The sequence below is a fragment of the Marinifilum sp. N1E240 genome (assembly GCF_009295825.1).
GTDB lineage: Bacteria > Bacteroidota > Bacteroidia > Bacteroidales > Marinifilaceae > Marinifilum_A > Marinifilum_A sediminis.
The window spans coordinates 22,459-49,042 of sequence record NZ_WHKF01000013.1; the positions used below are offsets into that span (position 1 = coordinate 22,459).

Sequence of the window (26,584 nt, forward strand, 5' to 3'; positions counted from 1 at the left end):
ATGCCAAATATATTAGGAAAGATTACGGTTGCAGGCTTAGGACCAGGAAGTCCTGAGATGTTTTTGAATCCTGCTGTTGATGCAATCAAAACTGCCGATGTTGTTATCGGCTACAAATATTATTTTCAGTTTATCGAAAGTTTCTTGAAAGAAGGAACGGAATGCATGGATACAGGCATGAGACAGGAAGTGCAGCGTGCCGAAAAGGCTTTCGAATTGGCTGAGCAAGGAAAAGATGTTGTTGTGATTAGTTCTGGTGATGCTGGAATTTATGGAATGGCATCTTTAGTATTTGAAATGGCTGAGAAAACACAATCGAAAGTAGAATTGAAGGTTGTACCTGGAATTTCAGCATTTCAGGCAGCGGCTGCTAAATTGGGTGCTCCATTGAGTCACGATTTGGTGATTCTTTCTTTATCTGATTTGTTGACGGATTATGCTTTGATAGAGAAAAGAATGAGGGCAGCTGCTATGGGCGATTTTGTTACTGCAATTTATAATCCTAAAAGCAAGAAAAGATATTGGCAATTGTATCGCTTAAGAGAATTGTTCTTGGAAGAAAGAGACGGAAATACGCCGGTTGCGGTTGTACGTCAGGTAGCGCGTGATGAGGAGAATATTACTTTAACCAACCTACAGGATTTCGACCCTGAAATTGTAGATATGTTCTCTATCGTTATTGTTGGTAATTCTCAATCTTACATTTCTGGCGATAGATTCATAACACCTCGAGGCTACTACAATAAAGAAGAGCAAAACGGCAGACCGGGTCCGCTAATTATGCAGGAAAGTTTCAGAACAATTGCAGCTGAACTAAAAGGCATGGATTTGCCTTTGGAAACCAAGTGGATGTTATTACACTGTATTCACACTTCAGCCGATTTTGAGTTAGCGAAGATTTTGAAAGTACAAAACAATGCAGCTCCGAAATTGAATGAATACCTACAAAAAGGTGGTGTAATCATTACTGATGTGACTATGGTTCAATCGGGAATTCGCAAGAAAGCATGTGAAAGAATGGGTGTTGAGATAAAATGCTACTTGCACGATCCAAGAACAATGGAATTATCCGAAAAGCATGGGATTACTCGCACACAGGCAGGAATTCGTTTGGCGGTTGAAGAGCATCCGGATGCATTGTATGTATTTGGAAATGCACCAACGGCATTGATCGAATTGACTGATTTGATTCGTACAAAAGGCATTCAACCTGCAGGTATAATTGCTGCTCCGGTTGGATTTGTGAATGTGAAAGAATCAAAGCACAGAGTGAAGAGTTTTACCGAATTACCAGCGGTTATTATTGATGGACGTAAGGGTGGATCTACTTTGGCAGCTACCATCATAAATGCCATTTTGAGTTTGGAAGATGCTTACGATCTAAAACCCGGAAGAGATGTATAATTTCTACATCATTGGTATACCTGATAGAATGGAGGTGAGCCTTTCTCCTGAAGTGAAGGAAGTACTGCAGCAGCAGCACTATTTCTCAGGGGGAAAGCGTCATCATGATTTGGTGAAGAAATATCTTCCAACTAATGCAGAATGGATTGATGTTGTGGTGCCATTGGAAGGAACTTTCCAGAAATACGAAAAGATTGATGAGCCAATTGTGGTGATTGCATCCGGTGATCCATTGTTCTTTGGAATAGGGAACACCATCAAGCGTAGATTTCCTGGAGCTAAAATGAAAGTGTATTCTTACTTTAATAGCTTGCAGTTATTGGCTCACGAGTTTCAATTGCCTTATGGTGAAATGACGATTACGACCTTAACAGGTAGAGATTGGGTGAATTTGGATCAAGAATTGATCCGTGGAAAAAAGACTATTGGAGTTTTAACCGATAAAAAGAAAACGCCATCTACCATAGCAGCCAGAATGCTGGGTGCCGGATTGGACAATTACAGGATGATTGTAGGTTCAAAATTGGGAGGTGAGGATCAGTTTTGCACTGAGATTGCCTTGAATGATGCTGTTGGAAAAGAATTTGCTCATCCTAATTGTTTGATTTTAATTCAGGAGAAACCAATTAAAAGAACTTTGGGCATTCACGAAAAGGATTTTCACATTTTGGATGGACGCCCGAAGATGATAACCAAGCGCAGCATTCGTTTGAACTCCATTTCCTTTTTGGATTTGGATGAGGCAAAACATTTGTGGGATGTGGGTTACTGCACAGGATCGGTATCTATCGAAGCCAAACAGTTTGCACCTCACATAAAAGTAACAGCCTTTGAGAGAAGAGAGGAGTCAAGGGAATTGTTGAAGGAAAATCAACAAAAGTTTGCTGTGCCTGGAATAGAGGGAATACACGATGACTTTTTCAATATAGATCATTCAACAATTGAGAGACCAGATCGCATTTTTATTGGTGGTCATGGTGGAAGATTGAACGAAATGATGCAGCGTTTGCATGCAGTATTGGAAGATGATGGAATCATTGTTTTTAATACGGTAAGTGAATCAACCAAGCAGGATTTCTTGAAAGCAGCCGAGGAACTGCAAATGGAAATTTCTGATCAAATGAGTATTCAGCAGGATGATCACAACCCGATTGTGATTTTTCAAGCGAAAAAAAAGATTAAACACGAAGGACAATAAAGAAATAGCTGTTGGCTGTAAGCTGATAGCTAAAAGCTAAAAAATATGAGCAATACATTTATCATTATCAATAATCGATTTGCCATGGCAACGGCAGAGCGAATTGCATCAAAAATGGAAGGCAGTTCAATTGTTTCTGTTGCAGGATATGCTGGTAGCCTTAAAATAAACTCCATTCAGTTATTTCTGCAAAAGGAGTTTCTGAATAGTGATTTGCTGATTTTTATTGGGGCAATGGGTATCTGTGTAAGAAGTATTGCTCCCTATATTCAAGATAAAGCTACCGATCCGGCAGTTATCAATTTGGATGTGAAAGGTAAATTTGTACAATCGGTTTTATCAGGACACAAAGGTGGTGCGAACGAATATGCCAAACAAATTGCAGAGATTGTAAATGGAACTGCCATTATTACTACAGCAAGCGATACGTTAAATTTGTGGCCTCTGGATATTATTGGAAAAGAATACGATTGGACCAATGAATATCAAAATGCAAAGGAGAATGATTTTATTTCAGCCTTTGTAAATAAAAGGAAAACAGCTCTTTTATTGAATGTGAAAAATGAAGGAACTGAAGAACTGAAAGCTTCTTGTCCTGATTTTGTTGAGATATTCTACAATTTTGAGGATATCAAACAAGAAGAGTTTAGATTGTTAATTGCTGTAACTCCGGGACTATACGATACAAAAATTCCAACACTCTTTTTCCGACCTAAGTGTATTGTGGTGGGAACAGGAGCTCAAAAAGGAATTTTATTGAATGCTTTTGATGCTGAATTGCAAGAGCAATTCAAAGCCAATCATTTGTCATTTGCCTCTCTTAAAAGCATAAACAGTATTGATGTAAAGGCAAAGGAAGAAGCTTATAAGATTTTTAGCGAAGCTATGAATCTATCATTCCAAACTTTCACAGCTGAAGAGTTGAATGAAAAAGAGGATGAAGTAAGCTTTTCAGAAGCTGCTCATCGTGAGGTGGGAGCGGTAAATGTATCCGAGGCATCGGCATTGGTGGCAAGTGGATCGAATAAACTATTGCAAGCCAAGAGCAAACATGTTGATGCGAATGGAAAGCATTTTACTTTGGCATTGGCAATGGATGCAGCTCAAGAGAGAAAAGGTGAGATATTTATTGTAGGAGCTGGTCCGGGAGCACCCGATTTGGTGTCGGTTCGTGGTCAGAAATTATTAAAGCGTGCAGATTTAATTCTATATGCAGGAAGTTTGGTTCCTAGAGAATTGACTGATTACGGAAAAACCTCTTGTGTGATACGAAATTCAGCAGACTTGACTTTGGAAGAGCAGTTTGATGTGATGAAAAAGCATTATGATGAGGGTGGTTTGGTTGTACGTTTGCATACAGGTGATCCTTGCATTTACGGAGCCATTCAAGAGCAGATGAATTTCTTCGATCAGCACGAAATGGACTATGAAATTGTACCGGGAATTTCTTCATTCCAGGCTGCAGCAGCTCGTTTGAAATCTCAATTTACCATTCCTGAGAAAGTACAGTCGATTATTTTAACGCGTGGCGAGGGAAGAACTCCAATGCCTCCAAGAGAGCAATTGGCGGAATTTGCCAAATTTCAATCTACCATTTGTCTGTTTTTGAGTGTGACTTTGGTAGAGAAATTACAGAAGGATTTATTGGAAGGATATCCTGAAGATACTCCTGTGGCAATTTGCCACAAACTAACCTGGAAAGAGGAGAAAATCTGGAGAGGCGAATTGAAGGATTTAGTGAAGATTGTGAAAGAGAACAAACTATCGCTTACTGTGATGATTGTGGTTGGAGAAGCAATTGGCAATCGCAAGAATAGATCGCTTTTATATCATCCGAAATTTACACATGGCTGCAGAGTAGCTTCGGAAAAAGAATAATTACGAATTCAAAATTACGTATTGACCTGACTGGTTTTTATAACCTGTCAGGTCTGATGGATAAATAAATGAAAATTCTACTATTCGGAGGAACAACAGAAGGCAAAGCCACATCGAATTGGTTGAGTGATTTGGAAATTGAACATTTCTATTCCACCAAGACCAATTCGGGCAATTATGAGAGCAAATTTGGCACTCGTTTTTGCGGAGCTATGGATATAGCTGAAATAGGAGCCTTTTGTAAGCAACATCAGATTGATTTGATTATTGATGCAGCTCATCCTTTTGCAGATATTTTGCATCAGAATATTGTTAGTGCAGCCAATCAATCCGAATTGCCTGTCATTAGAATTGAAAGAGACTCAGTTCCACGAATAGAAAGCGAATTTGTTCAATATCATCAGGATTTGGATGGAATCTTGAACGAGATTAAGAATCAAAATCAGACGAAGGTTTTGTCTTTAATGGGTGTGAAAGCCTTGCCTGAAATTCATTCCAAAACCGAAGGAATTGACATTTGGTACAGAATTTTGGATTTTCCTAGCTCTTTGAAAATAGCAGAGGAAGCTGGGGTAGAAAGGAATCGATTGATTATAGCTCCTGCTTTTGAAGGAATGGAAACGCAGGAACCATTATTGATTTCAGAAAGTATTCACGGAATGATCACCAAAGAGAGTGGTTATTCTGGGCTGTTGGATCAGAAAATGGAATTGGCAATTAAGCATAAAATCCCTTTGTATGTAATTGGCAGACCTGACCTGCCTGAATATAACGAAACGATTACCAACCGTGAAGGCTTGCAGAAATACTTGAAATCTGTTTTTGCTTTTGAAAGAAAGGAAATGGCTCATGGATTTACATCTGGAACTTGTGCCACCATATCTGCGAAAGCAGCCATGAAATTATTATTGGGAGAAGAGAAACAACAGAAAGAGCATATTACTTTGGCTGATGGTGGAGTTTGCGAAATGGTATTGCATCAAAATCAAAAAGGAGAGAATTTTACTCTTTGTTCGGTTGTAAAAAATTCTGGGGATGATCCGGATATTACCGACGGAATGGAAATTGGTGTACGATTGTCCTGGAATGAGGAAAATGCAATTCGATTTGTAAAAGGAGAAGGAGTTGGAATTGCAACTTTGGATGGATTGGGAATCCCTTTGGGAGAACCAGCTATAAATCCTGTTCCACGAAAAATGATTCGTTTTGAATTGGAGCAATTGTTGGAAGATCATGAAATTGATAAGGGAGTAGATGTTTCTGTTTTTGTGCCATTGGGAAGAAAACTGGGTGCAAAAACTTTTAATCCGAAGCTCGGCATTGTTGGTGGGATTTCCATTATAGGAACAACGGGTAGAATTAAACCTTATTCATTGGAAGCCTATGTGCAAACTATTCAGAAACAATTGGATTTGGCGGTTTTGAATAAGAGCAAGCATATTGTAATGAATTCGGGCGGACGAAGCGAACGTTACTTAAAACAACGATTTCCCGAATTAAATAATCTAGCCTTTCTGCAATACGGAAATTTTATTGGTGAGATGCTGAAAACCATTAATGGCTCAGGAGTAGAGAAAGTAAGCATGGGTATCATGACCGGAAAGGCAATAAAACTAGCTGCTGGAAATTTGGATACGCACAGTAAAAAAGTGGTTTTAGATCATGAGTTTTTAATGAATCTAGCACGAGATTGTAATTATTCCAAGGAAATAATTCATCAAGTTGGAAACATTAAAATGGGGCGAGAGCTGGAAGATATTTTTACATTTTCGAAAGATGAAGCATTTTTTAAATCAATAATTGATTGTTGTAAGGCGGTTTGTCAAACTGCAATTGAAGATTATGAATTTGAGCTTTTACTAATTAGTAATAAGGGAGAAATATTATAAGATATGGGAAAAAAATTACTTGTGCTATTCGCATTTCTAATTCCTTTTCAGGGATATAGTATGCACATTATGGAAGGCTATTTGCCTGCTGGTTGGTCGATTTTTTGGACTGTTGTCTACTTGCCATTTTTTGTTTGGGGTGTAAAAATCATTCAGGAAAAAGTGAAGAAACATCCAGAGCTTAAGATGTTATTTGCCTTGGCAGCTGCTTTTGCATTCGTTATGTCGGCTTTAAAATTGCCTTCGGTAACTGGTAGTTCATCTCACCCAACAGGCGTAGGGCTTGGTACTTTATTATTCGGTCCCATTGCTATGAGTGTGCTTGGGGTTTTGGTACTGGTATTTCAAGTTCTTTTATTGGCTCATGGTGGAATTACCACTTTGGGAGCCAATGCTTTTTCTATGGCTTTAGCAGGTCCATTGGTTACTTTCGGGATCTATAAGTTGTGTGTAAAATTTAAAATCAATCGCTCAGTATCTATTTTCCTAGCTGCCTGTTTGGGCGATTTGGCAACCTACACAGTAACCTCCTTACAATTGGCATTGGCTCACCCGGATGTACAAACTGGTGTGGCTGGCGCATTCGTGAAATTTGCCTCCATTTTTAGCTTTACGCAGATTCCTGTAGCAATTATTGAAGGATTAATTACCGTTTTGGTAATGAACATTCTCATTAAAAATATACCAAGTTGGGAAGGGTTAAAATTCAAGTTTAAAACCTCAAAATCATAAGAATATGCTACAAAAGATCGTAAAGAATCAGAATTTTTGGATTATCATCGCCATAGTAGCTATTGTTGTTGGTGTATTTTCATACGTTGACAATTCAGAATTTGGTGGCGCCGACGGACAAGCAGAAGAGTATATTGTGGAAGCAAATCCTGCTTATGAACCTTGGTTTTCGAATATCTGGGAACCACCAGGATCGGAAATTGAAAGTTTGCTGTTTGCATTGCAAGCCGCCATTGGAGCAGGTATTCTGTTTTATGTGATTGGGTACTATAAGGGAAAGAAAGCAATAGTGAAATAATATGCACCCCTCTGGCTGCTGCCATCTCCCCTAGAAGGGGAGAAATGTATTATAGAGAATTTTAATTCTAAGAATCTTCCCCTTGTAGGGGAAGTGCCGATAGGCGAAGGGGTGAATAATAACTAAATAATAAGAAATTGTTTTTTCAGGAACGATACATATTAAAAAAATCTCTTTTTGGATTGCAAGGCATGGAGAAATTTATCCTCTTCATGTTATTGCTAAATGCTGCCTTGTTGTCTGATCAAACAGGATTACATATTTTCTTGTTAGCTAGCATTGTTCTGTGCTTTTTGATTTATGGCATGTCTTTGCTAAAAATGATGCGCCTTTTGATGTTGCCGTTTGGATTTATTTTGCTGGGAAGTATTTCTATTGCATTGTCCTTACACGCAAACCCCGAAATTTCGCTTTTCTGTTGGGAGGGAACGAGTATTTGCATAGGAGTAGAGGAAGAAGGCTTACAAAACGCAATAGCCTTATTTTGTAAAGCCATGGCAGCAGTAATGGCGCTAAATTATCTAATTCTTTCCTGTCCATTATCAGAAATTAACGATATTGGAAGGAAGTTAAGAATCCCATTGATTTTAAGAGAACTTTTTGTACTCACCTATCGATATATAGCTTTGCTTTTCGGATTTACAACACAAGTGCACATCGCTCAACGCAATCGCCTGGGGTATGCAAGCAAGAGAAAAAGTATTGCATCTATCAGCATGTTGTTTTCTTCGGTATTTGTTAAGAGTTTGCAATATTCACAGCGAAACTTTGAGGCATTGCAATCGAGAGGATATACCGGTGAATTCTATTTTAATGAGCAAAGCAAACCTGTAAGATTAAACCAATTAATCGTATTGATACTTGTAGGAGTTGGATTGTTGACTATTCATTTCATTCTTAATTCCTCATTTATAATTCATAATTAAAAATCATGTTGCGTCTTCAAAATATAAACTACACCTACCCTGAGGGAACCAAAGGTTTACAAGATGTTTCTCTTGAGATAAAAAAGGGCAGTAAAGTTGCTTTTTTAGGTGAGAATGGAGCTGGTAAATCATCTCTTTTTTTGGTATTGAATGGAATCCATAAACCACAAAAGGGAAAATATTTTCTGGAGGAAAATCGCTTTAAATTTACATCGAAAGAGAGAAAGCAGATGGCGGCAAAAGTTGGATATGTATTTCAGGATCCGGATGTACAGTTGTTTGCAGGAACTGTTTTTGAAGATGTTGCTTTTGGTCCATCCAATTTGGGATTGAAAGGTGAAGAGTTAGAGAACCGAGTAAACAAATACATAGAATTATTAGGAATTGTTGAGTTGAAAGAAAAAGCACCGCACCAGTTAAGTTACGGGCAAAAGAAGCAAGTTGCCGTTGCAGGCGTGTTGGCGATGGAACCGGAAATTGTATTGTTTGATGAGCCATTTGCCTGGTTGGATAATCGTCACAAGCAAATCATGACAGGCATTATCGATGATTTGAACAAGCAGGGGAAAACAGTTTTAATCTCTACTCACAATCCTGATTTTGCCTACGAATGGGCAGATGATGTGGTATTAATGAAACAGGGAAGAGTGATCGCCTCAGATTCTCCTGAAAAAGTGATGACAAACAAAGTTATGATGCAGGAAATTGGTATGGAATTGCCTTTGGTCGTTCGTTTAGCGAAGAAAATGGGTATGGAAAACCATCCCCGTTCAGTACATGAATTTTTGTAAGAAGTGTGACTCCACTGGAGTCAGATGTTTATAGAATAAGATATTCTATAAACCTACGATCCCATCGGGATCGAATCTTAAAGAGTGTTTATTTACCCTGTGAAATCAATTCTCAGACTTTCGATAAATCTCAATTAAATTATCTGCTTGTGTGTAGATATTGAAATATTTTTCAACTCCAGCTCTGGCTTTTATTGATAGATCCTTAAGTTTTTCTTCATCCTTTAAAAGATTTTTTAAAGCTCTTGCCAATTCCTCAGGACTGTTATTGTCGTAAACCATTCCACCTTTCGATTTTTCAACAATCTCAGGGAATGCTCCCAAAGCTGGTTGAACAACCGGAACTCCTGACGCCATGCTTTCTAATAGATATAAGCCAAATGCTTCTCCGTTACGAACCGGAACCGATATCATCTGGACTTTTTTAAAGAAATCATGTCTTCCTTCACCATCAAAGTCTTCATGAAATTCAACTTGTCTACTCAAACTGGCATGTTGTAATTTTTGCTTCACTTTCTTTAGAAGAGGCTTATCATCTCCTGTTGATCCACCTGTAAGAATCAGGTTTACATCTTCAAAATCCGCATCCCTTTTCAATTCAATGAATGCATCTATCATGATATCAAAACCATTGGCTTCGCACATTCGTGAGATGTAGCCTATATTTCTGACCTTCTCTTCAGGTTTTGTAATATGATACTCATCCGGATCAACGCCCAAATGGTTGGTGAACACCTTATCAGCATTCATGTTCATTTTTTGAATGGATACTTTTGAATAGAAATCACTCACACCAATAAAGCCATCAATAAATTCTGATTTAGTACTCATCAACTTCCAGATCTTGTCTCTGAAAGAATCCTTCATTGCGTCTACCCACACATCTTCATCTTGCAAGGAGCAAAAGAGACGAGCATTGGGAAATTCTTCTCTCAACTTAGGAGCTAAGCCTAAGAGTAGCGCATTCGATAGATGAATCACATCTGGTTTTAAATACTCAGCCATCCAACTCACCATGCGATTGAGCTCTTCTTTTTGAGCGCCTTCTTCTCCCATGAGCATGGATACTGTCATTTCTTCTAATCCTTTGGCATTGGTCGATCCCGCCATACTTGCTGCAAATTTCAGCATCGGACGAGAGTTTAACATTCGATCAAACCAAGCAGGAGCATGCCTGAAAATGGGATACAATTGTTTTAAATAAATGCTAATAGCTCCATAAAAAACAGGCATTTCATTCAAATCATGTTCATCGGAAAATAATGGAAGATACATGGGGATTTTAGTTACCTCATGACCTTGTGCTTTCATGGCATTGTGAAATTTATCATCGCGCAAGCAATTGCCACAATAAAAGCTACCACCAGAACCGGGAATAATTTGAAGGATATTCATACGAAGAAAAGTTTAAGTGCCTAAAGTTTTAAATACTTAAAGTTATAATTTTCTATCTATTTTAATGATGATATTTGGGTAACATGTCTAGCATCATGGAGATGCTTGACATGTTCTATTCTATACATGGAACGGTTTTATTTTTTCTTGAAACTTGCGATTTGGAGCTTTCTATTTATCAAACTGCTTTGCTTCCTCCCAAATCTCATCCATCTCCTCCAGATTCATCTCTTTCAGGTTGCGTCCTTGTTTTATGGTTTTGCGTTCCAGGTAGTTGAATCGTTTGGTGAATTTCTGATTGGTGCGTTCCAATGCATTTTCAGGATTCACGCCGTACAAACGAGCAGCATTGATTAGTGAGAAGAACATATCGCCAAATTCTTGTTCCATCTTATCTTGATCGCCTTTCTTGATCTCATCTTCCAGCTCGTGCATTTCCTCTTTCACCTTCTCCCAAACCTGTTCTTTCTCGTCCCAGTCGAAACCTACACCTCGTACTTTATCCTGAATTCGATTGGCTTTTACCAAGGCAGGAAGAGATTGAGGAACACCTTCCAATACCGATTTGTTGCCTCCTTTTTCTTTCAACTTTAATTGCTCCCAATTTTCTTCTACTTCTTTGGCATCAGTCACCTTGGTATCGCTAAAAATATGAGGATGACGATAGATTAGTTTTTCGCTGATACCATCACATACATCAGCAATATCGAAATCATTGGTTTCCGATCCTATTTTGGCATAGAAAACAATGTGCAACAAAATATCTCCAAGTTCTTTCTTTATTTCCTGCTTGTCACCCTTTAGAATCGAATCGGCCAGTTCGTAGGTTTCCTCAATGGTAAGTGTTCGTAAAGTTTCAAAGGTCTGTTTCTTATCCCACGGACAACCAGCTCGCAATTTATCCATGATATCTAGTAAGCGTTCAAAGGCTTGTAATTTTCTATCCATTTTTTCGTAATTGTGTAATCGAAGATCAAATGTACTAATTAAGTATTTAAAGTGCCTAAAGTAAAAAGTACTTAAAGTTTAAATTTGAATGTTTGCTATTTTTGTCAAAGGTTTCAACTTTAAATGGTAGTATCGAAGCTGTTTTCTTTTCTCCTGAAGGAGAAAGATAGAATGAGGTAAATAATTTGAAATTTTCGTTGTACCCTTTGTGAAATACCTTCGTTTATCTTTGAGGTAAATACGTACCTCTAGCATATACTTTAAAAATTTTATCGGAGCTTGTTGCTTGTGACTTGGAGTTTTCTATTTTTCTTTCGGATATTTCAATTCCAAATTCATATTCTCAGCCATTTCCCTGGCAATTTTCTCCACTTTTTCTTGCTTTCCACTAAGTACTTCTATGTGACTGTTTGGCATCATCATTAACAGCTTTTGTACCACATTGGTTTCATTTCTTCCAATAGATAAGACTGCCATACCCTTTGTTTCTCTCACTTTAATAATTTGTAGGTGTTGAGCTGCAGTTATATCTACCCATTTACCAAAACGCAAAAAAAACAGACCTGTGTATTTTCGGATACGTTGATTTTCAATATCAATTACTACTCCCGATTGTGTAAAAAGGAGAGGGATGGCCAATAAAAGGGTAAGGGAACCTTCATAATCTCCATTTATAGTAGTCGCCACGCCGACTAACGCTAAGCTAAAACCTAGCATTAAAAAATTAAGGGGAAGTCGTTCGGTTTTGTAGGATAGAAGCATTGGGCTTAAGATTTTTTAGAAATTTAAAGTTAGATAACTTTAACCGTTAAATGAAGAAATGTTATTAAATACCTACAGTGGGTTGTACCTTATTTTCCAGTTCCCTTGCCTTGTATTCTTGTTTGGCTAGCTTTATCTTAAGGATATTGTTTTGTTTTTCCAGGAGTTTAGATTGATCTTTGTATGTTTTTGTTAGCTTATTTAACCGGGTAATTTCCTTTTTGTATTTTATAATTGTGTTATCTCTGTTTACTGATCTAATAGCTCCTATATTCACATTATTCGCTAAATTATAATTCAATTGTTCGAGCAATGACACTTTATTGTTGAGTGATTCTAATTTTTTAGTTAATTCTTGATTTTGCACCTGAGGCAAATTGTGTTTTGTCAGCTCTTTTATTCTCTGTTCTTGTTTATCGAGTTTTATTTTAAGATTTTCATTTTCGTATATTAAATCGTGGATGTGTTTTTTATGATTTTCACCACGAGTTTCTAATCTGGTAATTCTATTTTTATAAGTTTTATTTGTAATGTTTGCATTTCTTATATTGGTTGCTTCTCGCTTATAACTGTCTGTTAGGTTATAATTCAATTGTTTTAATAATAATAAATCACTATTACACAACTCAAGTTTGGCTACCAATTTTTGATTTTGTTCATTAAGGAATTTATTTTCAGTTTCCAGATTGTCGATAATTTTTGCAGAATCATGATCACAGCTATCCACAAACTTTAGCTTCACTTTCACATATTCTTTTCCCTTGATATCTATTTTCTCTCCGTTTTTCAAGTTCTTGTAATGAACCGATTCTTTATCCTTTTGAAATAAAAACGAGGGTTTAAATATTTTGGGAATTTTCATTGTGGTAGAATTTATATGTGTTGTCGATAAATGTATTTCTAGATTGCTTTCGCAAATCATGAACTATAAACATTTGTTAGTTTTGTCTTAAGTTTCTAACAAATAGTAGTTAAAATTTGAAGCTTTATATTTCTCCCAATAATTCCATATTTGTAATAATTCGGAATCTTCATGATTTTCTTCATAAACATCTTTAAAGAATCGTTCAAAACCATCATAGTTACCAATTTCATCATTAAAAATTTGATCTAAATGGGGACGAAACGCCCTCATATTCATATCATCAAATTCATGCTTTGTGATTGCCAAATTTTTAAGAAAAGGAATTTTGTTTTCGCTAAGGTTAATGAAATCTTTCATCAATTTATTAGCCCTTGGGTCAACTATAAATTTACTGTCACTATTTTTTTTATTTATGCAACTAGAATGTATATCAAAGAGATTGTCATCAATCTTTTCTTCGGATATTTTCTTTTTTAACATCTCCAATGTAAGAGAATGAAACAACTCTAGTCCATTATTGATTTTAACTATTAATGAATAGCTTTCATTAGTGATCTTTCTGATGTAGGCTAACTTTATTTTAAATAGTAATGATGTTATTAAATGTGTATTGACATTTAATGGATTAGCAATAATATTGCTTAGTATATCAATACATTCTTCTTTAAAATCATTTAAAACTCTAGTTATACTTCCAAATAAATAGTCAAATTTCAATATCTCTTGTAAATACAATAAGGCATGAACTTGAACTTGTGCCTGCATTTTATTTTCTGCTATATACTTAGTTAATTTGATTGAGAGATTATTTAATTTTTCTTGATTTAAACTTGTTTTTTTCAAGTTGAGTAAGTCAATTTGATCCATTAAATTTTCTGCAGATTTAATCCACTCTTTAAAATCCTTAAACTTTATCTTATTTTCTGAAACAACACCATTGTAATAAGTTTCATAATTGTCATTACATGAAGCACTTCGAATACATGGTTTTTGAACAAAAAATATTGCTTGAACAAGGTTCAGAAAATTTTTGTTTTCATTTATCTGTTTTATAAGGTAGCGTGGTTCTGTCTTGGCAGATTGATCCTTTACCTTTTTAGTTACATTTTTTAATTGATCTAGATTTTTGAATTGAAGCCCACCATTCTCAATAAAAATATCATTCATATTTAAATAAACTTTAAGGGCTTCATCTGGAAATAAGGTTTTAAGAATGCATACAAGAAATAAATCGGAGGGAAGAACTTCTCCTTCTAAATTTTGATAATGAGCAGAAAAGGAATTTAATATTCGAATACAATCTCTTACATTACCGAAATAGTCTTCTAAAATGAGTTCATTTATTTTTCTTGCTCCATTATTAGAACTTTCTAATTTCTCTATAAATTTAGGCTCTAATATTCTATTGATTTCATCGTAGCCAATATTAAATTGTCCTAATTTTGTTTCAATAAAATCAACCAATGCGCCACTTTCTATTTCAGGAAGTGCATATTCTAATTGAATTATTTTATCAATATAGTTTTTGTGATTCTCTTTCAGTGCTTCTTTTAATGCTTTGTCAACATATTCTGCATCATAGGCAACAATAAAAACTACATTTTTAAAATTGGCTGTATTGCGAATAACTTTGAAACACTCGATAATTTCTTTGGCATATAAACGATCAAGATCATCAATGCTGATGTAAATTTTTCGATCCAACTTACCGATATGACTATTTAGATCTTTGTAGAGGGAGTGAAGTTCTTTTGATTCTTCGAACAAGTTGAGAGCCTTTCCTATATTTTCAGTAAATGTGTTTTTTCTTAATGATAAAATTACTTTAGCATACTTCTTCAGTTTATTATTAATTGAGCTATGATATGCTTTTAATCCATCAGATAAAGAATCGAAGAATAAGGAAATAATATCTGATTCTGATTTGCAAAACCAAGGCGAGAATTCTATGAAAATAGCCTTGCTATCTTTTTCTTTTAGTTTCTTGATAAGGAACCGCAGAAATGTTGTCTTCCCATTACCCCATGGTGAGGTTATTCCAATAGCATAGGATGATTTAACTTGGATTTTCTCTATTGATATAGAAAATTTTTCTGCGATACTCATTCTTTCAGGAAATATATCGTCATCAGCAGGATCGTCACTCAAGTATGATGGTTTTGACGTAACATTATCTTTCTTTTTATGGATCTGAACTGGATATAATATCCAAATTCCATATATCACAGGAGCTAAAAGTAAATAAAGAAGATCCCAATATGCTAAATTATTCAACCAACCAATTTGTGTAAATCGCGAGAAACTAAATGGTGTGTCAAAGAATCTTAATAGCGAGTAATTAAACAAAAGAGCAATGTAAATTGAAATTCTTTTGCCTGAGTAAACATATTGTCTCAATCCCTTGGCTACGCTAAATAGAATAATCAGTATTACTGCAAGAGCAAACAAGAGAATTGGAATTTCTCCTGTTCCTATTTTAGATAAGATGGGATTGATCCAATATTTATTTATTAGCTCAGTAATTGATTTTGCAAATCCTTCATTCTGCGTCGAATTCAATACATACAAGAACCAAAATGCTGTACTTGCAAGAATTAGTAGATTAAATTTTTGAAAGGGAAATTCTAAGAGTAATAATTGATTTTCTCTTTTTGAAAACCAATATGATTTTTTTTCTATAGGTTTTGTGATCATTGTAAGTTGCAAAATTACTTTGATTTAAGGTAAGGGTATATTAATACACAATTTATCTTTTGATTTTTTAAAATAGTGCATTATTAAGGATTAATTATTCCTTTTTATATAATTCCAGTATATTATTTCTCACAGGTTTCAGATTTATTGGCAGAAACAACAGTGACACCACCTTTCAAACTAAATTCACCTTCTAGTTTATTACAAGTTGCACATGAAGGAATTATTTTCTCACCTGATACATTTGAATTTATAACATGAGCACCTAATGTTGCAGTATTATTGCAATTATATATTGAACACTCGCTTGGCCAGGATTTGCTAGAATTATTAATCCAATGTTGCTTCCATGAACCACAATTACAATTTCGGTCAGCAGTTCCTTTTTTATTTTTCCAATTGTTTGCTGTTATAGTCATATTTATAAAATTAATAATTTAATGTTTTGTACACTTTTAGAAAATCAACAAAAAAACCACCCCTTTCGGGGTAGTTTCAAAATTGCATGTAGTTAATAAAAACAACTACTCTACGGCTGTAGACTCTTCAGTTTCTTCTTTTTTATTGGTTCTGCTATCAATTAATTGGTTGTTCATGTCAATTAGTTGATTTATTTTCTTGTTTACATCTATGTATGGTTCTTCTCCTGTTAGGATAGCATTTGCTTCCATATGCTTAAGTACAGTTTTATAGCTTTCGTAAGATTGTTTGCGGTAGTCTACCATTTTAATCTCTGGAGAATTGGCATCTAGTTCCATTCGCTCCATATATTGTGCTTCGAATTGAGTATTGAATTCATTCAATTTTGCTGCCCATGGATTAAGATGTAAGCTTGAAAGAGCATTGGCATATTCATCTTCTTTATTCCAATTTGTGCAAATCAGTCCAATTGCTGCAGTCTCCTTCTGATAGCTAAAACTACCAATCTGATCTCCGTAGATGTCGATGGAATTAAGTAGCAATTCGGCTGCTGCTTTCAGCACAGGATCGTAGTGTTTTTGGTAGGCTCGCAGAACATCTATAATTCCCTGTAAAGCTTGATCTCTGTTTGCATCTAAATTTTGCACCTGCTTGGTTAGTTTGTTAGCCAATTCTGGTTTGTAAAAATCGTGCATGGCAGTATAAATTGTTAGTAAAGCATCGTATTGTGCTTTTACTTTAAGTAGCTCAGGATCGGCTTTGGCAATAATTTCAAGAAATGACTTCATGAATTGAATCAGCTCCAGATTTTGGAGGTTGTGGAAATTAATTTTTTGATACATAAAAATAGGGTATTAGGGTTAGTCAATTTTATTTATGTCATATTAAATGTAAGAAAAGTATTGGATATAAGTAATATATAAAGTGTTAAAAAATTCAAGTTTATTGTTTTAATCAGGAAAATTAGGATGTTTGGCAGGTTAAAATATCGTTTAGGAAGACTTCAGTTTTTAAAATTTATTAGAAATGATTTGAATTTTTAAAAGCATGAAAAATATTATCATGAATTAATTATAAGATTTAGATATTCTATTTTGGGGAAGCCAGTTTTGAAAATAAATGCCTTCCCCAACTTGGGGAGAGCTTGCCTGGAAAAAAGAGACCTTCCCCAAGTTGGGGAAACTTGAATCGAAAATAGAAGGTCTTCCCCAGCTTGGGAAAAGTATAAATTGAAATTAGGGAGGCTTCCCCAGCTTGGGGAAAGGTGAAATGAAATTAGAGAAGCTTTCCCAGCTTGGGGAAACTCAAAATTATTCAGGTTGGTCTTTCCCCAGTTTGGGGAAGAGCTTATGAGTTGGAATAATGTTTCCCCAATAAGGGGAAATATCAAAAAACGATTTTAAACAGAGAATACTATCAGGCGATTATCAATGACAGTGTCCGAAAACCCGAATTCTTTTTGTATCCATTTGATGGTGTTTTTCTGATAAATGAATACATGAGTAGGATCATTTTTATAGTACCAATCGGCAAAATCTATACTTTCATCGTAAATGTGGGTCATACAATACAGCTTTCCATTTGGTTTTAAAAGCTTCTTTAGCAGTTGAAACTCTTTGTGTGGAGTGTAAAAATGTTCTATCACCTCGCAGCAGGCAATGTAATCGTATTGATTTTCGAGTAATTCGGGATACGCATGAAAGTAAGGATCGTACTGAAGGATTGAAAAATCATTATCGCTTAGAACCTTTGAGATGACAGGACCTGTACCTGCACCAAAATCCAAACCTATGTGAGATGGAGTGTAATCTCTTAAAATGGATGAGGTAATAGGAGAGACGAAATTTTGATAGCCTTTGTTTTCTACATCGTTCTCATGTTTTTCATAGTGGTCGTACTCAATAGTAGCGTTGGGTAATAAGTTTTTGTCAGCAAATATGCCTGAACAAGATTTACATTGATAAAAGAGTTGTTTTTTGTTCTGATAAAAAACTTCTCCAAATCTGTTACATAAAGGACATTGTGCTGACATATAAGCTTTTTTGAATTTAATATAGAATTAATGTTTATTTACTGTTTTAAGATATAATTCTTCCACCTCTTGTCGTGCCCAAGCAGTTTTTCTTAAGAATTTAAGACTCGACTTAATGGATGGATCTTTCTTAAAACAATTGATATTTATTCGTTTTCCTAATTCTACCCAACCGTAGTAGTTTTCTAAGAACTCTACTATCTCGGCTAACTTTATTCCATGTAATGGATTGTTGTTTTGCTCTCTGTTTTCCATTATTAATATCCTTTGGTATCTATCTCTTTCGTATCAATAAGGTTGATTCTTTTCTTCATTTTTTTCTGAATCACTTTAAAGTGATGCTCGTCATCTTTGGTAACAAAAGCAATGGCTTCTCCTGGAGATTCTGCTCGTCCGGTTCTACCAATTCGGTGGATGTAATCCTTAGGAGAACGTGGCAAATCGTAGTTTACAACATAGGGCAAAAATTCAATATCAATACCACGAGTTAGCAAATCGGTAGCAACCAATACGCGAAGCTTTCCGGTTTTAAACTTTCGAAGATTTTCGGTTCGTGCTCCCTGGCTTTTCTTGCTATGAGTACTGGTGGCCTGAATTCCATTTTTACTCAATTTATAAGCAACAGCATCAGCTCTGTGTGCCGATGAGGTAAAAACCAATACTTGCTTTAAATTGTTGTGTTTGATTAAATATCGCAAAAGCGGACCCTTTTTCTCTTCGGCAACAGAATATGCCAATTGATCGATTAAATCGATGGTATCTACTTCCGACTCAATTTTAATTACCTGTGGGTTCTTTAAAAGAACCTGATTTACATCTTCTACATTTTTGCTAAGCGTAGCCGAGAATAGCATGTTTTGGCGTTTCTTTGGCAAAAGTGCAAATATGCGATTCATTTCATCCTGAAACCCCATATTTAGCATCTTGTCGGCCTCGTCCAAAACCAATGCTTCAATTTCTGTTAAGTGTACAGCATTTGAGTCTACTAATTCTAACAATCTACCGGGTGTGGCAACCAAAATGTCAACATTCTGCATGGCTTTCATCTGTGGATTAATTGAAACACCACCATGTACTGCTAAACATTTAATAGGATCGGAAAGGGCAGAGGAGAATTGTTGAAATACCTCAAGCACCTGTGCCGCCAATTCTCGTGTAGGTACTAATACCAATGTCTTGATATGTCTGTTTTTTGAAATGCTTCCTCCCTGAAGATTTGTAAGGATTGGTAAAACGTAACTTGCCGTTTTTCCGGAACCGGTTTTGGCAATACCCAACACATCTTTTTTGTTAAGAATAGCAGGTATTGCTTCTTTTTGAATAGGGTATGCTTCGGTGTATGATTGTTTGGCAAGTGCTTTTTGTAATGAAGAAGCCAAGCCTAAAGAGGTAAAAGACATGATATTTTTATTCTGATTGTTATGATGAGTTATTTTAAGGGCACTAAGTTACGGCAAATAAAGCTCAACTAATCATGAATCAAGAAAAACACTCTATCATGTAGGTTAAAATATTCTACTTTTATTTTTAATAAAGGAATTGTTTTCTGTCTTAAAGGGGATGTTTTTAGATAAAAAAAGAGGTTGCGTAGTTGGCAACCCCGAGAGAATAAGTGTTCTTAAAAATCTTAATCGTAGATTCTCATACAAACACCGCCATCGCAATAATACCCGCCAGGGCAATCTTCGTGCCAGTCACAAAAAGGATGGGCACCACCTTTAACATTTTGTTGTTCTTTTTTACTCAATTCTTTTGCTCCAACTAGTTTTTCTAAATTTTTCATAGTGTTACAATTTAATTTTGAGTTATTTTTGAACTTAAATCCTTTTGGTTTTGTGATTAGATTTAATCAATAAGTGGTTTTAGCTTTATTGGTAGACATACATGCCCATCACAAAATTCATCGGCTCTGCATTGAGAATCTGAAGTACATGGTTCATGTCTACCACCTTTAATAATTTGTTGCTCTTTTTTATTAAGCTTTTTTGCGCCTGTTAAATTTTCTAAATTTTTCATTCTGTTACAATTTAAATTAAGTTGAATCTTTGATTTTTAGCAAGATTTTAATTTTTTAGCTTTAATTATTATGGTTCTAATCCACCATTACCTCCGCCGCCACCACCACCAGAACCACCAGAGTTCGGATCATCAGGTACACAGAATATTCCTTCACAATGTTGTCCTTCGGGACATTCGGGATCGGATCCGCAGAATGAACCAGAAAAACCACCTTTAACATTTAATTGTTCATTTTTGCTCAGATGTTTAGTTCCGGTTAAATTTTCTAAATTTTTCATTGTTTTAATTTTATATCCTGAAATTCAGGATGGGTTTGAAAATAGACAATCAATTTAAACTGGAATTGGAAGGCAAATACCAAGGTCTATTACACAGCCTTGCCCTTCAGGACAGCTTTGATCATCAATACACTTAGGATCTTCTGTCCATTGACCACCTTTAATATTTTGTTGTTCCTTTTTGTCTAGTGATTTGGCACCATTTAGTCTTTCTAAATTTTTCATTTGTTTAAAAAATAATGGTTTTTTTCATCTTGAACATCTACACCGTCAAGGTTTCGGTTTTAATTTAAATGCAATATTATCAGTATTCTTATTACCTTCTGCTACACCAGTCTCTGCAATTGGGTGGTGCAACTCTTATGCAGCGCTCGTAGGTCATATATTGCAATCCCATATCTGCACATGACATTGGTACTTCTCCTCCAGTAACACGTACTTGATCTTTTTTACTCAGAATTTTGATTCCTGTTAAGTTTTCTAAATTTTTCATTGCTTTGATTTTTTAAATTAAAATTCTGGCATGTGAAGTTCACAAACTCCCTTGATACAAATACCCCATGGAGGACAAGTTCCATCAGCATTACACTGCATTTTTCCACCTTTAATGTTTTGTTGTACTCTTTTGTTAAGAGTTTTGACACCTGTTAGATTTTCTAAATTTTTCATTGGTTAAAAATTATAAATATTGTTCTTGAATATTAAGTACCGTCAAGATTTCGGTTTTAATTTCTACAAGAGAAAAATTATACTTGTAGGAAATGTTGTTTTTAGGATTTATTACTTATGGAAACAATTAAAATCTCCACAATAAATTTGGTTTATATTATTGCTTTAATTAGGACGTTCTGGTGGTTTTAATTTACAATGTCCTTTTTCACAATAATACCTTTCTGGACATATTTCTATACAATTATGATATGCACCACCCTTAATGTTAAGTTGTTCATTTTTACTAAGTTGTTTGGCACTATTAAGATTTTTTAAATTTTTCATTGGTTAAAAGCAATACGTTTTAGATCTTGAACATTTATATACCGTCAAGATTTCGGTTTTAATTCCTACAAGTGAAGGCTTATCACTTGTAGGAAATGTAAGTTTTTTGATTTTTTTATGGTAATAACTACTATGGTTCTTTATAGTAGCTAATCAACTGTAAAAATCGAATTGATATTATTCAAGTAGGTATCTTTCACATGCACCGTTAATACAGGTCCATCCTGTTGGGCATGTGCCATCTGCATTACATTGTCTTTTTCCACCTTTAATACTTTGTTGTTCTTTTTTGCCAAGTGTTTTGGCTCCTCTTAGGTTCTCTAAATTTTTCATTTTGTATAAATTTAAAATGTAGTTTTTAGCCTGAACATTTTGAAACTGTCAGGCATTCAGTTCTGTTTATTTGGTGTATTTATTCTATACTGTATTGACAAACACCATTTATACATTTCATTAATCCAGGGCAGGAATAATCAGGTCTACAATCAATTTGACCACCTTTTATGGCTTGTTGCTCATGCTTACTAAGCACTTTGGCTTTTGTGAATTCTTTTAAATTTTTCATAGGGCTTAATTGTTGATTTATAAATTAGGATCAATGTGTATTGGTCCTTCAGGATTTCCGCAATTATTTCCGTTGCTACCACTACCAGTATTGTTCGGAACGCAAGTTCCATTCTCACAATGTTGTCCTGTTGGACAATAGCCAACTCCATCTTCCATTTGACATGCCGATGGAATGTAATGTGATATTAAACCACCTTTTACATTTTGTTGCTCTGTTTTTGTAAGTGATTTTACTCCTAATTGATTTTGTAATTTTTTCATGATATTCATTTAAAATAATTGATAGATGATTTATAAATCTTCGGCGAAGAGTTCACAGGTATAATTGATGCAAATAGTTCCTGGAGGGCATGTCATTCCTGGAAAGCACTTGAATGGAGTTAGTGAACCACCTTTGATTGATTGTTGCTCTTTTTTGTCTAGTTTTTTAGCGTTTACTAATGTTTTTAAATTTTTCATTCTGTAAATTTTAAGTGTAATTTTCCTGAATATTTAAAGCCCGTCGGAAATTCGGTTTATGGTATAAGAACAGTTTTCGATTGTTCTGTGATTTCTTCATCGAGTAGCGATTCAATAAAATGTTGTAAGTCTTCAAAATCATATTCTTTTGGATATGATCTACCATTAATCAGTACTTCTGGAGTAAATAGAATATGGTTTTGTGTGCACCATTCTTTTTCTTTTTCAAGTACGTTGTAAATGTTTATATTATTACACTTCCCGTATGTCTGAATCCATTTTAGAGGTGTAAAATTATTATAAGCATCGTTCATTGCTTCTATGCATGCGGATTGACCTTTTGTTTTATATAAGTCTATTAATTTAGAGGCAATTTGCGTATCAGTATTCTCCTTTTTGTTTGATAAATTGAAGCGTACAATAATTTTAATATCAGGTGATTTTTCTAAGGTTTGATGTATTATTTTGTGTGAGTTCTTACAAAAACTACATAATGGATTAGTGATAATAAGAATTTCAAGATTGGTATTTGAATTTCCAAAAGTAATCTCATTAACAGTGGGAATTTGAGTATTTAATTCTGGAGATCTGAGAAGTAATGCCTTAAATATTTCAAAATTTCTTTTGAATTTGCTGTGTTGAATTTTCAGATCGAATATTTGCTTATTTTCCTTTAATTTTTGCGAGATATAAAACCAAAAACTAGCTGAAATAAATAAGCTTACCAGGAGTGCTGGTATCAGGTTTATTGATAACTGAAGTAATTCTGCTGAAGTAATTCCAAAGTAAGAAATTGAAGCTTGTAAAAAAAGAATGCTAATTGTAGACAAGCAGAGTAAACACCATTTTTTCACAACTACAGCTTGGTATATAATTGAGTAGATCGTAAATGGTAATGCTAAGATACTTATCTGAAAAAGTAATTTAAAATCATGTGATTTAAGAGTAATGGAAAATGAGAGAATCGTAATGAATACGAAATAGATCATACCCAAGTCACTAAGTTTTAGAATGCCAAGGAATTTTCCGCCTTTTGAATTCATAACATCTGCACAGCTTAGTTTTTTGTTTTTTCCGGAACAAATTTTGTCGAGAAGTGGAGAGTTTTCTCCTAATTCATGTTGGAATATTAATGAACAAACATAAATTCCAATAGTAGAGAGAAAAAAGTGAATACTCTCGAATATATTCTGATTTGTAATAATAAATGTTAGCACAATAACTAATGGGCTTACGGTTACCAATAGCTTCTTAAAATTATAATCTTGAGTTGTTTTTTTGTATTCATCAATATCGATGCCTAAAATAATACCAGTCCAAATAATTATAAACTGAGAATAGGTAAGAAATTCATATTTCTTGCCATTTTCACTCATCCTCAATCCATTATTATGTTTGCTAATTAATGCAAAATTATCTCCGTTTTCGTTCTTGATATGAGCAATGAAGTGATTAGGTAAAAATTCTATATTTTCTTCTGATTTTGGAATTTCCAAAGCTAAATTTGGAACCTTGAAATGATCAAGAACTCCAGTTAATGAATTTAAGCTTGGATAGGTAGGGTGACCGAATAGTTGAAGGCGAAGTTCGTCATTATCAACTTTAATTTTATTCTTAACTAATAATCCTTCAAGAATTAGGAATAAATTTTCATTCATAATAGCATTAAATATTAGGTAGGTGTATTTTGGGTAGAAACAGAAACTAATTTATCATCAATTTTCAATTCAAAAACATGAATTATATGTTTAGAAGTTAATTGTTTTGATACATTGTTTTAAAACGATTAAAACCTTTCCGGTGTTAGGTGTTACAGTAGATATAATGTTTTTTTTTGAAATGGTGTTGTTCTTTATTCTGGAAAGAATAGAAGTGTAGTTTGTAGTACATAAAAGTAGTGTTTTGTCTTTGTTTATTTATAGTAGTCAGGTACTAATTTATGAAAAATTTATTTTATTAGCACAATTTATTTTATAAAAAACAATACATATAAAACCATTTATCAGTAAAAATAAGGGTTTTAGAGTAATTAAAATAACATTTGCATATAATGTGTTGCAATGTCAAATGTTTGGATTAATATTTGGAATTAAACAATATTACTATTGATCAAAATAGTGAGTTGTTGTAGGTGAGGAGTTCTGATTTTGCTGTGTGTATAGTGAACAAAACATGATTGATTATACGAGTAAATACAATTGTAGAAAGTAAATAATAATGTGGAATGATATTATTGGTGTTGCAAAATAGTTGTGAAAATTAAGCTTCATTTTATTTAGATAATGATATAATCATTTCCAAATAAAAATCTATTAGAATTAAAATTATCATGTGTATGAAACACCATTGTATTTTAAACTGAAATACTGGATTTTCTATTTTCAAGCTTTAAATGATCTTCATCTGAATGTGAGATGGGAATAGTAAAATAAAATAAACTACCTCTTTGCAATAGAGATTGCAAATGAATTTCTCCACCAAGTTTTTCAACAAGACCTTTAACGATAGATAATCCTAATCCTGTTCCTCCATAAATTCGATCTGCATTCTGTTCAACTTGTGAAAAACGGTTGAATATTGATTTGTGATAGGTTTCAGGAATGCCAATGCCAGTATCTTTTATGTAAAAAGTAAGTAATCCGTTTGTTTCAACTTTAAGGTCTACTTTGATATAGCCTTTATCCGTAAATTTAAAGGCATTATTAACAAGATTTGTAATTACTTGCTTTAATTTTCCTTTGTCTGTAAAGAGGATAATATTATTAGATTTTTCTGTGTTTGGTAATTTTAGTTCAAGATGAGCTTTATCATATCTTTTTTGAATTTCGCAAAAAGTAGGAGTTAATTCTGTTATGAGGTCATTTAAAAGAAATTGCTCTGTGTGTAGTGCTATGTTTTCAGATTCAATTTTAGAAATATCTAATAAGTCACTGATAATATAAAGCAAATCTTTCCCTCTTTGACTTATGATATTAGTATATTCACTTAGTTTGATTTTGTTGTTAAATTCTTGTGGTAAGAGTGAAGAAAAACCTAGAATTGCGTTCATTGGTGTTCGTATTTCATGACTCATATTTTGAAGAAATATAGTTTTTAAACGATCACTTTCAATTGCTTTTTGGTTTGCGACAATTAGTTTATTGTTTTGTTCTTTTAAGATAGCTTCACTTTGAATAACTCTTTTCTGGGAATCATTTTTCTGTTTTGCAACCATTAATATTCTTCTGTAAGACAAACTGCCTATGAGTAGAAGTAAAAGATAAATGATAGAGTGGGTAAGAATTAAGTTGTTGATTTTTACTTTTAAAATTTCCTTATATCTTTTCATTGGAATGGCAACACTTATTCCTCCTCGGATATCTCCAATTTTGTATCCCTGATTAGCATGACATTTAATACATGAATTCTCTATTACTAATGGCTTCATGTATCTCAAATGATTTTCATTATTAATATTTTCAATACTTGAATATTCTTGTTTTCCGTCCTGAAACATTTTTAGAGCATTCGTTTCCCATTCATCTGCTTTATTTTTTGGATTTAGAGGATGTAAACTGGTAATGTGTCCTTTTTCGCCATACTGTACAGCACCTATTTGAAATACAAGTCGGGTCATGTATGCAGGATTAATTAAGGTAAGTATTTGTCCAGTATTGGTCGTTATATTTCTGTCCTTAACAAACTCCAAATAAGGGTTGGGAACTATAGAATCGGTTATTGGTACATAAACACCTCCGTGCATGGATGCCCACTTGCGAAAGGCGAGATCTTTATTGTAATTACCTAAAGCTTCAACTTTAGCTAATTCATAGGTGGTTTTTCTTTCATTTGTAATATTCCATGACAAAGATGTTGCTATCAGAATGGTAAATCCAACAATCATTGATATGAAAAATTGCTTGAAATATTTTATTTCATTACTCATAGTCAATATTTAGTAGTAGTCGTTTGTATACCTGTTAATATGTCTAAGTACATTGATATACAAATTCAATAAATAAAAGTTATGATATAAGTTAATGAAATTTATTAG

At 34.3% G+C, this 26,584-nt stretch carries 30 protein-coding genes; 8 read left to right on the forward strand and 22 right to left on the reverse strand.

The window, feature by feature from the left end; translation table 11 throughout:
- From cobJ to GCQ56_RS18830, 8 genes are all read left to right on the forward strand, one after another.
- A complete protein-coding gene (cobJ, locus tag GCQ56_RS18795) occupies positions 1-1,404 on the forward strand; it encodes a precorrin-3B C(17)-methyltransferase (RefSeq protein ID WP_152736079.1) in 1,404 nt (467 codons plus the stop codon).
- Positions 1,397-2,602 carry a precorrin-6y C5,15-methyltransferase (decarboxylating) subunit CbiE gene (gene cbiE, locus GCQ56_RS18800; RefSeq protein WP_152736080.1) on the forward strand — a complete coding sequence of 402 codons (1,206 nt, stop codon included), beginning with the start codon at positions 1,397-1,399 and terminating at the stop codon, positions 2,600-2,602. Before cobJ ends, cbiE begins: the two co-directional genes overlap by 8 nt.
- 45 nt (positions 2,603-2,647) lie before the next feature.
- Positions 2,648-4,480 (forward strand): precorrin-4 C(11)-methyltransferase, encoded by a 1,833-nt coding sequence (gene cobM / locus GCQ56_RS18805; RefSeq protein WP_152736081.1) that lies wholly within the window; start codon positions 2,648-2,650, stop codon positions 4,478-4,480.
- Between the two features lie 68 nt (positions 4,481-4,548).
- Entirely contained in the window at positions 4,549-6,369 is a 1,821-nt protein-coding gene (cbiD, locus tag GCQ56_RS18810) for a cobalt-precorrin-5B (C(1))-methyltransferase CbiD (RefSeq protein WP_152736082.1), read from the forward strand.
- A gap of 3 nt (positions 6,370-6,372) precedes the next feature.
- Positions 6,373-7,101 carry an energy-coupling factor ABC transporter permease gene (locus GCQ56_RS18815; protein ID WP_152736083.1) on the forward strand — a complete coding sequence of 243 codons (729 nt, stop codon included), beginning with the start codon at positions 6,373-6,375 and terminating at the stop codon, positions 7,099-7,101.
- Between the two features lie 4 nt (positions 7,102-7,105).
- On the forward strand, positions 7,106-7,399 hold the full coding sequence (locus GCQ56_RS18820; RefSeq protein WP_152736084.1) for an energy-coupling factor ABC transporter substrate-binding protein: 294 nt from the start codon (positions 7,106-7,108) through the stop codon (positions 7,397-7,399).
- Between the two features lie 182 nt (positions 7,400-7,581).
- Positions 7,582-8,325, forward strand: a complete 744-nt coding sequence (gene cbiQ / locus GCQ56_RS18825) for a cobalt ECF transporter T component CbiQ (protein WP_227006122.1) — start codon at positions 7,582-7,584, stop codon at positions 8,323-8,325.
- Between the two features lie 5 nt (positions 8,326-8,330).
- Positions 8,331-9,116, forward strand: coding sequence for an energy-coupling factor ABC transporter ATP-binding protein (locus GCQ56_RS18830; RefSeq protein ID WP_152736086.1), 786 nt, complete (start codon positions 8,331-8,333; stop codon positions 9,114-9,116).
- A gap of 105 nt (positions 9,117-9,221) precedes the next feature.
- Here GCQ56_RS18830 and GCQ56_RS18835 read toward each other — a convergent pair whose 3' ends face one another.
- From GCQ56_RS18835 to GCQ56_RS18900, 22 genes are all read right to left on the reverse strand, one after another.
- Positions 9,222-10,511, reverse strand: a complete 1,290-nt coding sequence (locus GCQ56_RS18835; protein ID WP_152736087.1) for a glycosyltransferase family 4 protein — start codon at positions 10,509-10,511, stop codon at positions 9,222-9,224.
- Positions 10,512-10,682: 171 nt separating this feature from the next.
- Positions 10,683-11,459 (reverse strand): nucleoside triphosphate pyrophosphohydrolase, encoded by a 777-nt coding sequence (mazG, locus tag GCQ56_RS18840; RefSeq protein ID WP_152736088.1) that lies wholly within the window; start codon positions 11,457-11,459, stop codon positions 10,683-10,685.
- A 303-nt stretch (positions 11,460-11,762) separates the two neighbouring features.
- On the reverse strand, positions 11,763-12,221 hold the full coding sequence (locus GCQ56_RS18845) for a hypothetical protein (protein ID WP_152736089.1): 459 nt from the start codon (positions 12,219-12,221) through the stop codon (positions 11,763-11,765).
- A gap of 64 nt (positions 12,222-12,285) precedes the next feature.
- On the reverse strand, positions 12,286-13,083 hold the full coding sequence (locus tag GCQ56_RS18850) for a hypothetical protein (RefSeq protein ID WP_152736090.1): 798 nt from the start codon (positions 13,081-13,083) through the stop codon (positions 12,286-12,288).
- Between the two features lie 87 nt (positions 13,084-13,170).
- Positions 13,171-15,234: a P-loop NTPase fold protein gene (locus GCQ56_RS18855; protein WP_193323833.1), complete on the reverse strand. Its 2,064-nt coding sequence runs from the start codon at positions 15,232-15,234 to the stop codon at positions 13,171-13,173.
- A gap of 668 nt (positions 15,235-15,902) precedes the next feature.
- Positions 15,903-16,199, reverse strand: a complete 297-nt coding sequence (locus GCQ56_RS18860; RefSeq protein ID WP_152736092.1) for a hypothetical protein — start codon at positions 16,197-16,199, stop codon at positions 15,903-15,905.
- A gap of 105 nt (positions 16,200-16,304) precedes the next feature.
- Positions 16,305-17,042, reverse strand: coding sequence for a DUF6261 family protein (locus GCQ56_RS18865; RefSeq protein ID WP_152736093.1), 738 nt, complete (start codon positions 17,040-17,042; stop codon positions 16,305-16,307).
- Between the two features lie 557 nt (positions 17,043-17,599).
- A complete protein-coding gene (locus tag GCQ56_RS18870) occupies positions 17,600-18,232 on the reverse strand; it encodes a class I SAM-dependent methyltransferase (protein ID WP_152736094.1) in 633 nt (210 codons plus the stop codon).
- A 27-nt stretch (positions 18,233-18,259) separates the two neighbouring features.
- Positions 18,260-18,487: a VF530 family DNA-binding protein gene (locus GCQ56_RS18875; protein WP_152736095.1), complete on the reverse strand. Its 228-nt coding sequence runs from the start codon at positions 18,485-18,487 to the stop codon at positions 18,260-18,262.
- Between the two features lie 2 nt (positions 18,488-18,489).
- A complete protein-coding gene (locus GCQ56_RS18880; RefSeq protein ID WP_152736096.1) occupies positions 18,490-19,632 on the reverse strand; it encodes a DEAD/DEAH box helicase in 1,143 nt (380 codons plus the stop codon).
- 227 nt (positions 19,633-19,859) lie between these two features.
- On the reverse strand, positions 19,860-20,015 hold the full coding sequence (locus GCQ56_RS20335; RefSeq protein WP_193323834.1) for a hypothetical protein: 156 nt from the start codon (positions 20,013-20,015) through the stop codon (positions 19,860-19,862).
- 62 nt (positions 20,016-20,077) lie between these two features.
- Positions 20,078-20,248 carry a hypothetical protein gene (locus GCQ56_RS20340; RefSeq protein WP_193323835.1) on the reverse strand — a complete coding sequence of 57 codons (171 nt, stop codon included), beginning with the start codon at positions 20,246-20,248 and terminating at the stop codon, positions 20,078-20,080.
- A 68-nt stretch (positions 20,249-20,316) separates the two neighbouring features.
- Positions 20,317-20,529 carry a hypothetical protein gene (locus tag GCQ56_RS18885; RefSeq protein WP_152736097.1) on the reverse strand — a complete coding sequence of 71 codons (213 nt, stop codon included), beginning with the start codon at positions 20,527-20,529 and terminating at the stop codon, positions 20,317-20,319.
- A gap of 54 nt (positions 20,530-20,583) precedes the next feature.
- Positions 20,584-20,754, reverse strand: coding sequence for a hypothetical protein (locus GCQ56_RS20345; RefSeq protein WP_193323836.1), 171 nt, complete (start codon positions 20,752-20,754; stop codon positions 20,584-20,586).
- A 91-nt stretch (positions 20,755-20,845) separates the two neighbouring features.
- The gene (locus GCQ56_RS20350; RefSeq protein WP_193323837.1) at positions 20,846-21,022 is read right to left on the reverse strand and encodes a hypothetical protein; all 177 of its coding nucleotides are present in this window, start codon (positions 21,020-21,022) and stop codon (positions 20,846-20,848) included.
- Between the two features lie 17 nt (positions 21,023-21,039).
- The gene (locus GCQ56_RS20355; protein WP_193323838.1) at positions 21,040-21,198 is read right to left on the reverse strand and encodes a hypothetical protein; all 159 of its coding nucleotides are present in this window, start codon (positions 21,196-21,198) and stop codon (positions 21,040-21,042) included.
- 504 nt (positions 21,199-21,702) lie between these two features.
- A complete protein-coding gene (locus tag GCQ56_RS20360; RefSeq protein ID WP_193323839.1) occupies positions 21,703-21,858 on the reverse strand; it encodes a Dickkopf N-terminal cysteine-rich domain-containing protein in 156 nt (51 codons plus the stop codon).
- Between the two features lie 79 nt (positions 21,859-21,937).
- Positions 21,938-22,090, reverse strand: coding sequence for a hypothetical protein (locus GCQ56_RS20365; RefSeq protein ID WP_193323840.1), 153 nt, complete (start codon positions 22,088-22,090; stop codon positions 21,938-21,940).
- Positions 22,091-22,107: 17 nt separating this feature from the next.
- Positions 22,108-22,353 (reverse strand): hypothetical protein, encoded by a 246-nt coding sequence (locus GCQ56_RS18890; RefSeq protein WP_152736098.1) that lies wholly within the window; start codon positions 22,351-22,353, stop codon positions 22,108-22,110.
- A gap of 30 nt (positions 22,354-22,383) precedes the next feature.
- The gene (locus tag GCQ56_RS20370; RefSeq protein ID WP_193323841.1) at positions 22,384-22,551 is read right to left on the reverse strand and encodes a hypothetical protein; all 168 of its coding nucleotides are present in this window, start codon (positions 22,549-22,551) and stop codon (positions 22,384-22,386) included.
- 56 nt (positions 22,552-22,607) lie between these two features.
- Positions 22,608-24,209, reverse strand: coding sequence for a vitamin K epoxide reductase family protein (locus GCQ56_RS18895; RefSeq protein WP_152736099.1), 1,602 nt, complete (start codon positions 24,207-24,209; stop codon positions 22,608-22,610).
- A 695-nt stretch (positions 24,210-24,904) separates the two neighbouring features.
- The gene (locus GCQ56_RS18900; protein ID WP_152736100.1) at positions 24,905-26,476 is read right to left on the reverse strand and encodes an ATP-binding protein; all 1,572 of its coding nucleotides are present in this window, start codon (positions 26,474-26,476) and stop codon (positions 24,905-24,907) included.
- Between the last annotated feature and the right edge of the window lie 108 nt (positions 26,477-26,584).

Excerpts from the sequence above, each read along its gene's own strand:
- cobJ (WP_152736079.1), top strand. The coding sequence starts at position 1 with ATGCCAAATATATTAGGAAAGATTACGGTTGCAGGCTTAGGACCAGGA.
- cbiE (WP_152736080.1), top strand. The coding sequence starts at position 1,397 with ATGTATAATTTCTACATCATTGGTATACCTGATAGAATGGAGGTGAGC.
- cobM (WP_152736081.1), top strand. The coding sequence starts at position 2,648 with ATGAGCAATACATTTATCATTATCAATAATCGATTTGCCATGGCAACG.
- cbiD (WP_152736082.1), top strand. The coding sequence starts at position 4,549 with ATGAAAATTCTACTATTCGGAGGAACAACAGAAGGCAAAGCCACATCG.
- GCQ56_RS18815 (WP_152736083.1), top strand. The coding sequence starts at position 6,373 with ATGGGAAAAAAATTACTTGTGCTATTCGCATTTCTAATTCCTTTTCAG.
- GCQ56_RS18820 (WP_152736084.1), top strand. The coding sequence starts at position 7,106 with ATGCTACAAAAGATCGTAAAGAATCAGAATTTTTGGATTATCATCGCC.
- GCQ56_RS18830 (WP_152736086.1), top strand. The coding sequence starts at position 8,331 with ATGTTGCGTCTTCAAAATATAAACTACACCTACCCTGAGGGAACCAAA.
- GCQ56_RS18835 (WP_152736087.1), bottom strand. The coding sequence starts at position 10,511 with ATGAATATCCTTCAAATTATTCCCGGTTCTGGTGGTAGCTTTTATTGT.
- mazG (WP_152736088.1), bottom strand. The coding sequence starts at position 11,459 with ATGGATAGAAAATTACAAGCCTTTGAACGCTTACTAGATATCATGGAT.
- GCQ56_RS18845 (WP_152736089.1), bottom strand. The coding sequence starts at position 12,221 with ATGCTTCTATCCTACAAAACCGAACGACTTCCCCTTAATTTTTTAATG.
- GCQ56_RS18850 (WP_152736090.1), bottom strand. The coding sequence starts at position 13,083 with ATGAAAATTCCCAAAATATTTAAACCCTCGTTTTTATTTCAAAAGGAT.
- GCQ56_RS18860 (WP_152736092.1), bottom strand. The coding sequence starts at position 16,199 with ATGACTATAACAGCAAACAATTGGAAAAATAAAAAAGGAACTGCTGAC.
- GCQ56_RS18865 (WP_152736093.1), bottom strand. The coding sequence starts at position 17,042 with ATGTATCAAAAAATTAATTTCCACAACCTCCAAAATCTGGAGCTGATT.
- GCQ56_RS18870 (WP_152736094.1), bottom strand. The coding sequence starts at position 18,232 with ATGTCAGCACAATGTCCTTTATGTAACAGATTTGGAGAAGTTTTTTAT.
- GCQ56_RS18875 (WP_152736095.1), bottom strand. The coding sequence starts at position 18,487 with ATGGAAAACAGAGAGCAAAACAACAATCCATTACATGGAATAAAGTTA.
- GCQ56_RS18880 (WP_152736096.1), bottom strand. The coding sequence starts at position 19,632 with ATGTCTTTTACCTCTTTAGGCTTGGCTTCTTCATTACAAAAAGCACTT.
- GCQ56_RS20335 (WP_193323834.1), bottom strand. The coding sequence starts at position 20,015 with ATGAAAAATTTAGAAAAACTAGTTGGAGCAAAAGAATTGAGTAAAAAA.
- GCQ56_RS20340 (WP_193323835.1), bottom strand. The coding sequence starts at position 20,248 with ATGAAAAATTTAGAAAATTTAACAGGCGCAAAAAAGCTTAATAAAAAA.
- GCQ56_RS18885 (WP_152736097.1), bottom strand. The coding sequence starts at position 20,529 with ATGAAAAATTTAGAAAATTTAACCGGAACTAAACATCTGAGCAAAAAT.
- GCQ56_RS20345 (WP_193323836.1), bottom strand. The coding sequence starts at position 20,754 with ATGAAAAATTTAGAAAGACTAAATGGTGCCAAATCACTAGACAAAAAG.
- GCQ56_RS20350 (WP_193323837.1), bottom strand. The coding sequence starts at position 21,022 with ATGAAAAATTTAGAAAACTTAACAGGAATCAAAATTCTGAGTAAAAAA.
- GCQ56_RS20355 (WP_193323838.1), bottom strand. The coding sequence starts at position 21,198 with ATGAAAAATTTAGAAAATCTAACAGGTGTCAAAACTCTTAACAAAAGA.
- GCQ56_RS20360 (WP_193323839.1), bottom strand. The coding sequence starts at position 21,858 with ATGAAAAATTTAGAGAACCTAAGAGGAGCCAAAACACTTGGCAAAAAA.
- GCQ56_RS20365 (WP_193323840.1), bottom strand. The coding sequence starts at position 22,090 with ATGAAAAATTTAAAAGAATTCACAAAAGCCAAAGTGCTTAGTAAGCAT.
- GCQ56_RS18890 (WP_152736098.1), bottom strand. The coding sequence starts at position 22,353 with ATGAAAAAATTACAAAATCAATTAGGAGTAAAATCACTTACAAAAACA.
- GCQ56_RS20370 (WP_193323841.1), bottom strand. The coding sequence starts at position 22,551 with ATGAAAAATTTAAAAACATTAGTAAACGCTAAAAAACTAGACAAAAAA.
- GCQ56_RS18895 (WP_152736099.1), bottom strand. The coding sequence starts at position 24,209 with ATGAATGAAAATTTATTCCTAATTCTTGAAGGATTATTAGTTAAGAAT.
- GCQ56_RS18900 (WP_152736100.1), bottom strand. The coding sequence starts at position 26,476 with ATGAGTAATGAAATAAAATATTTCAAGCAATTTTTCATATCAATGATT.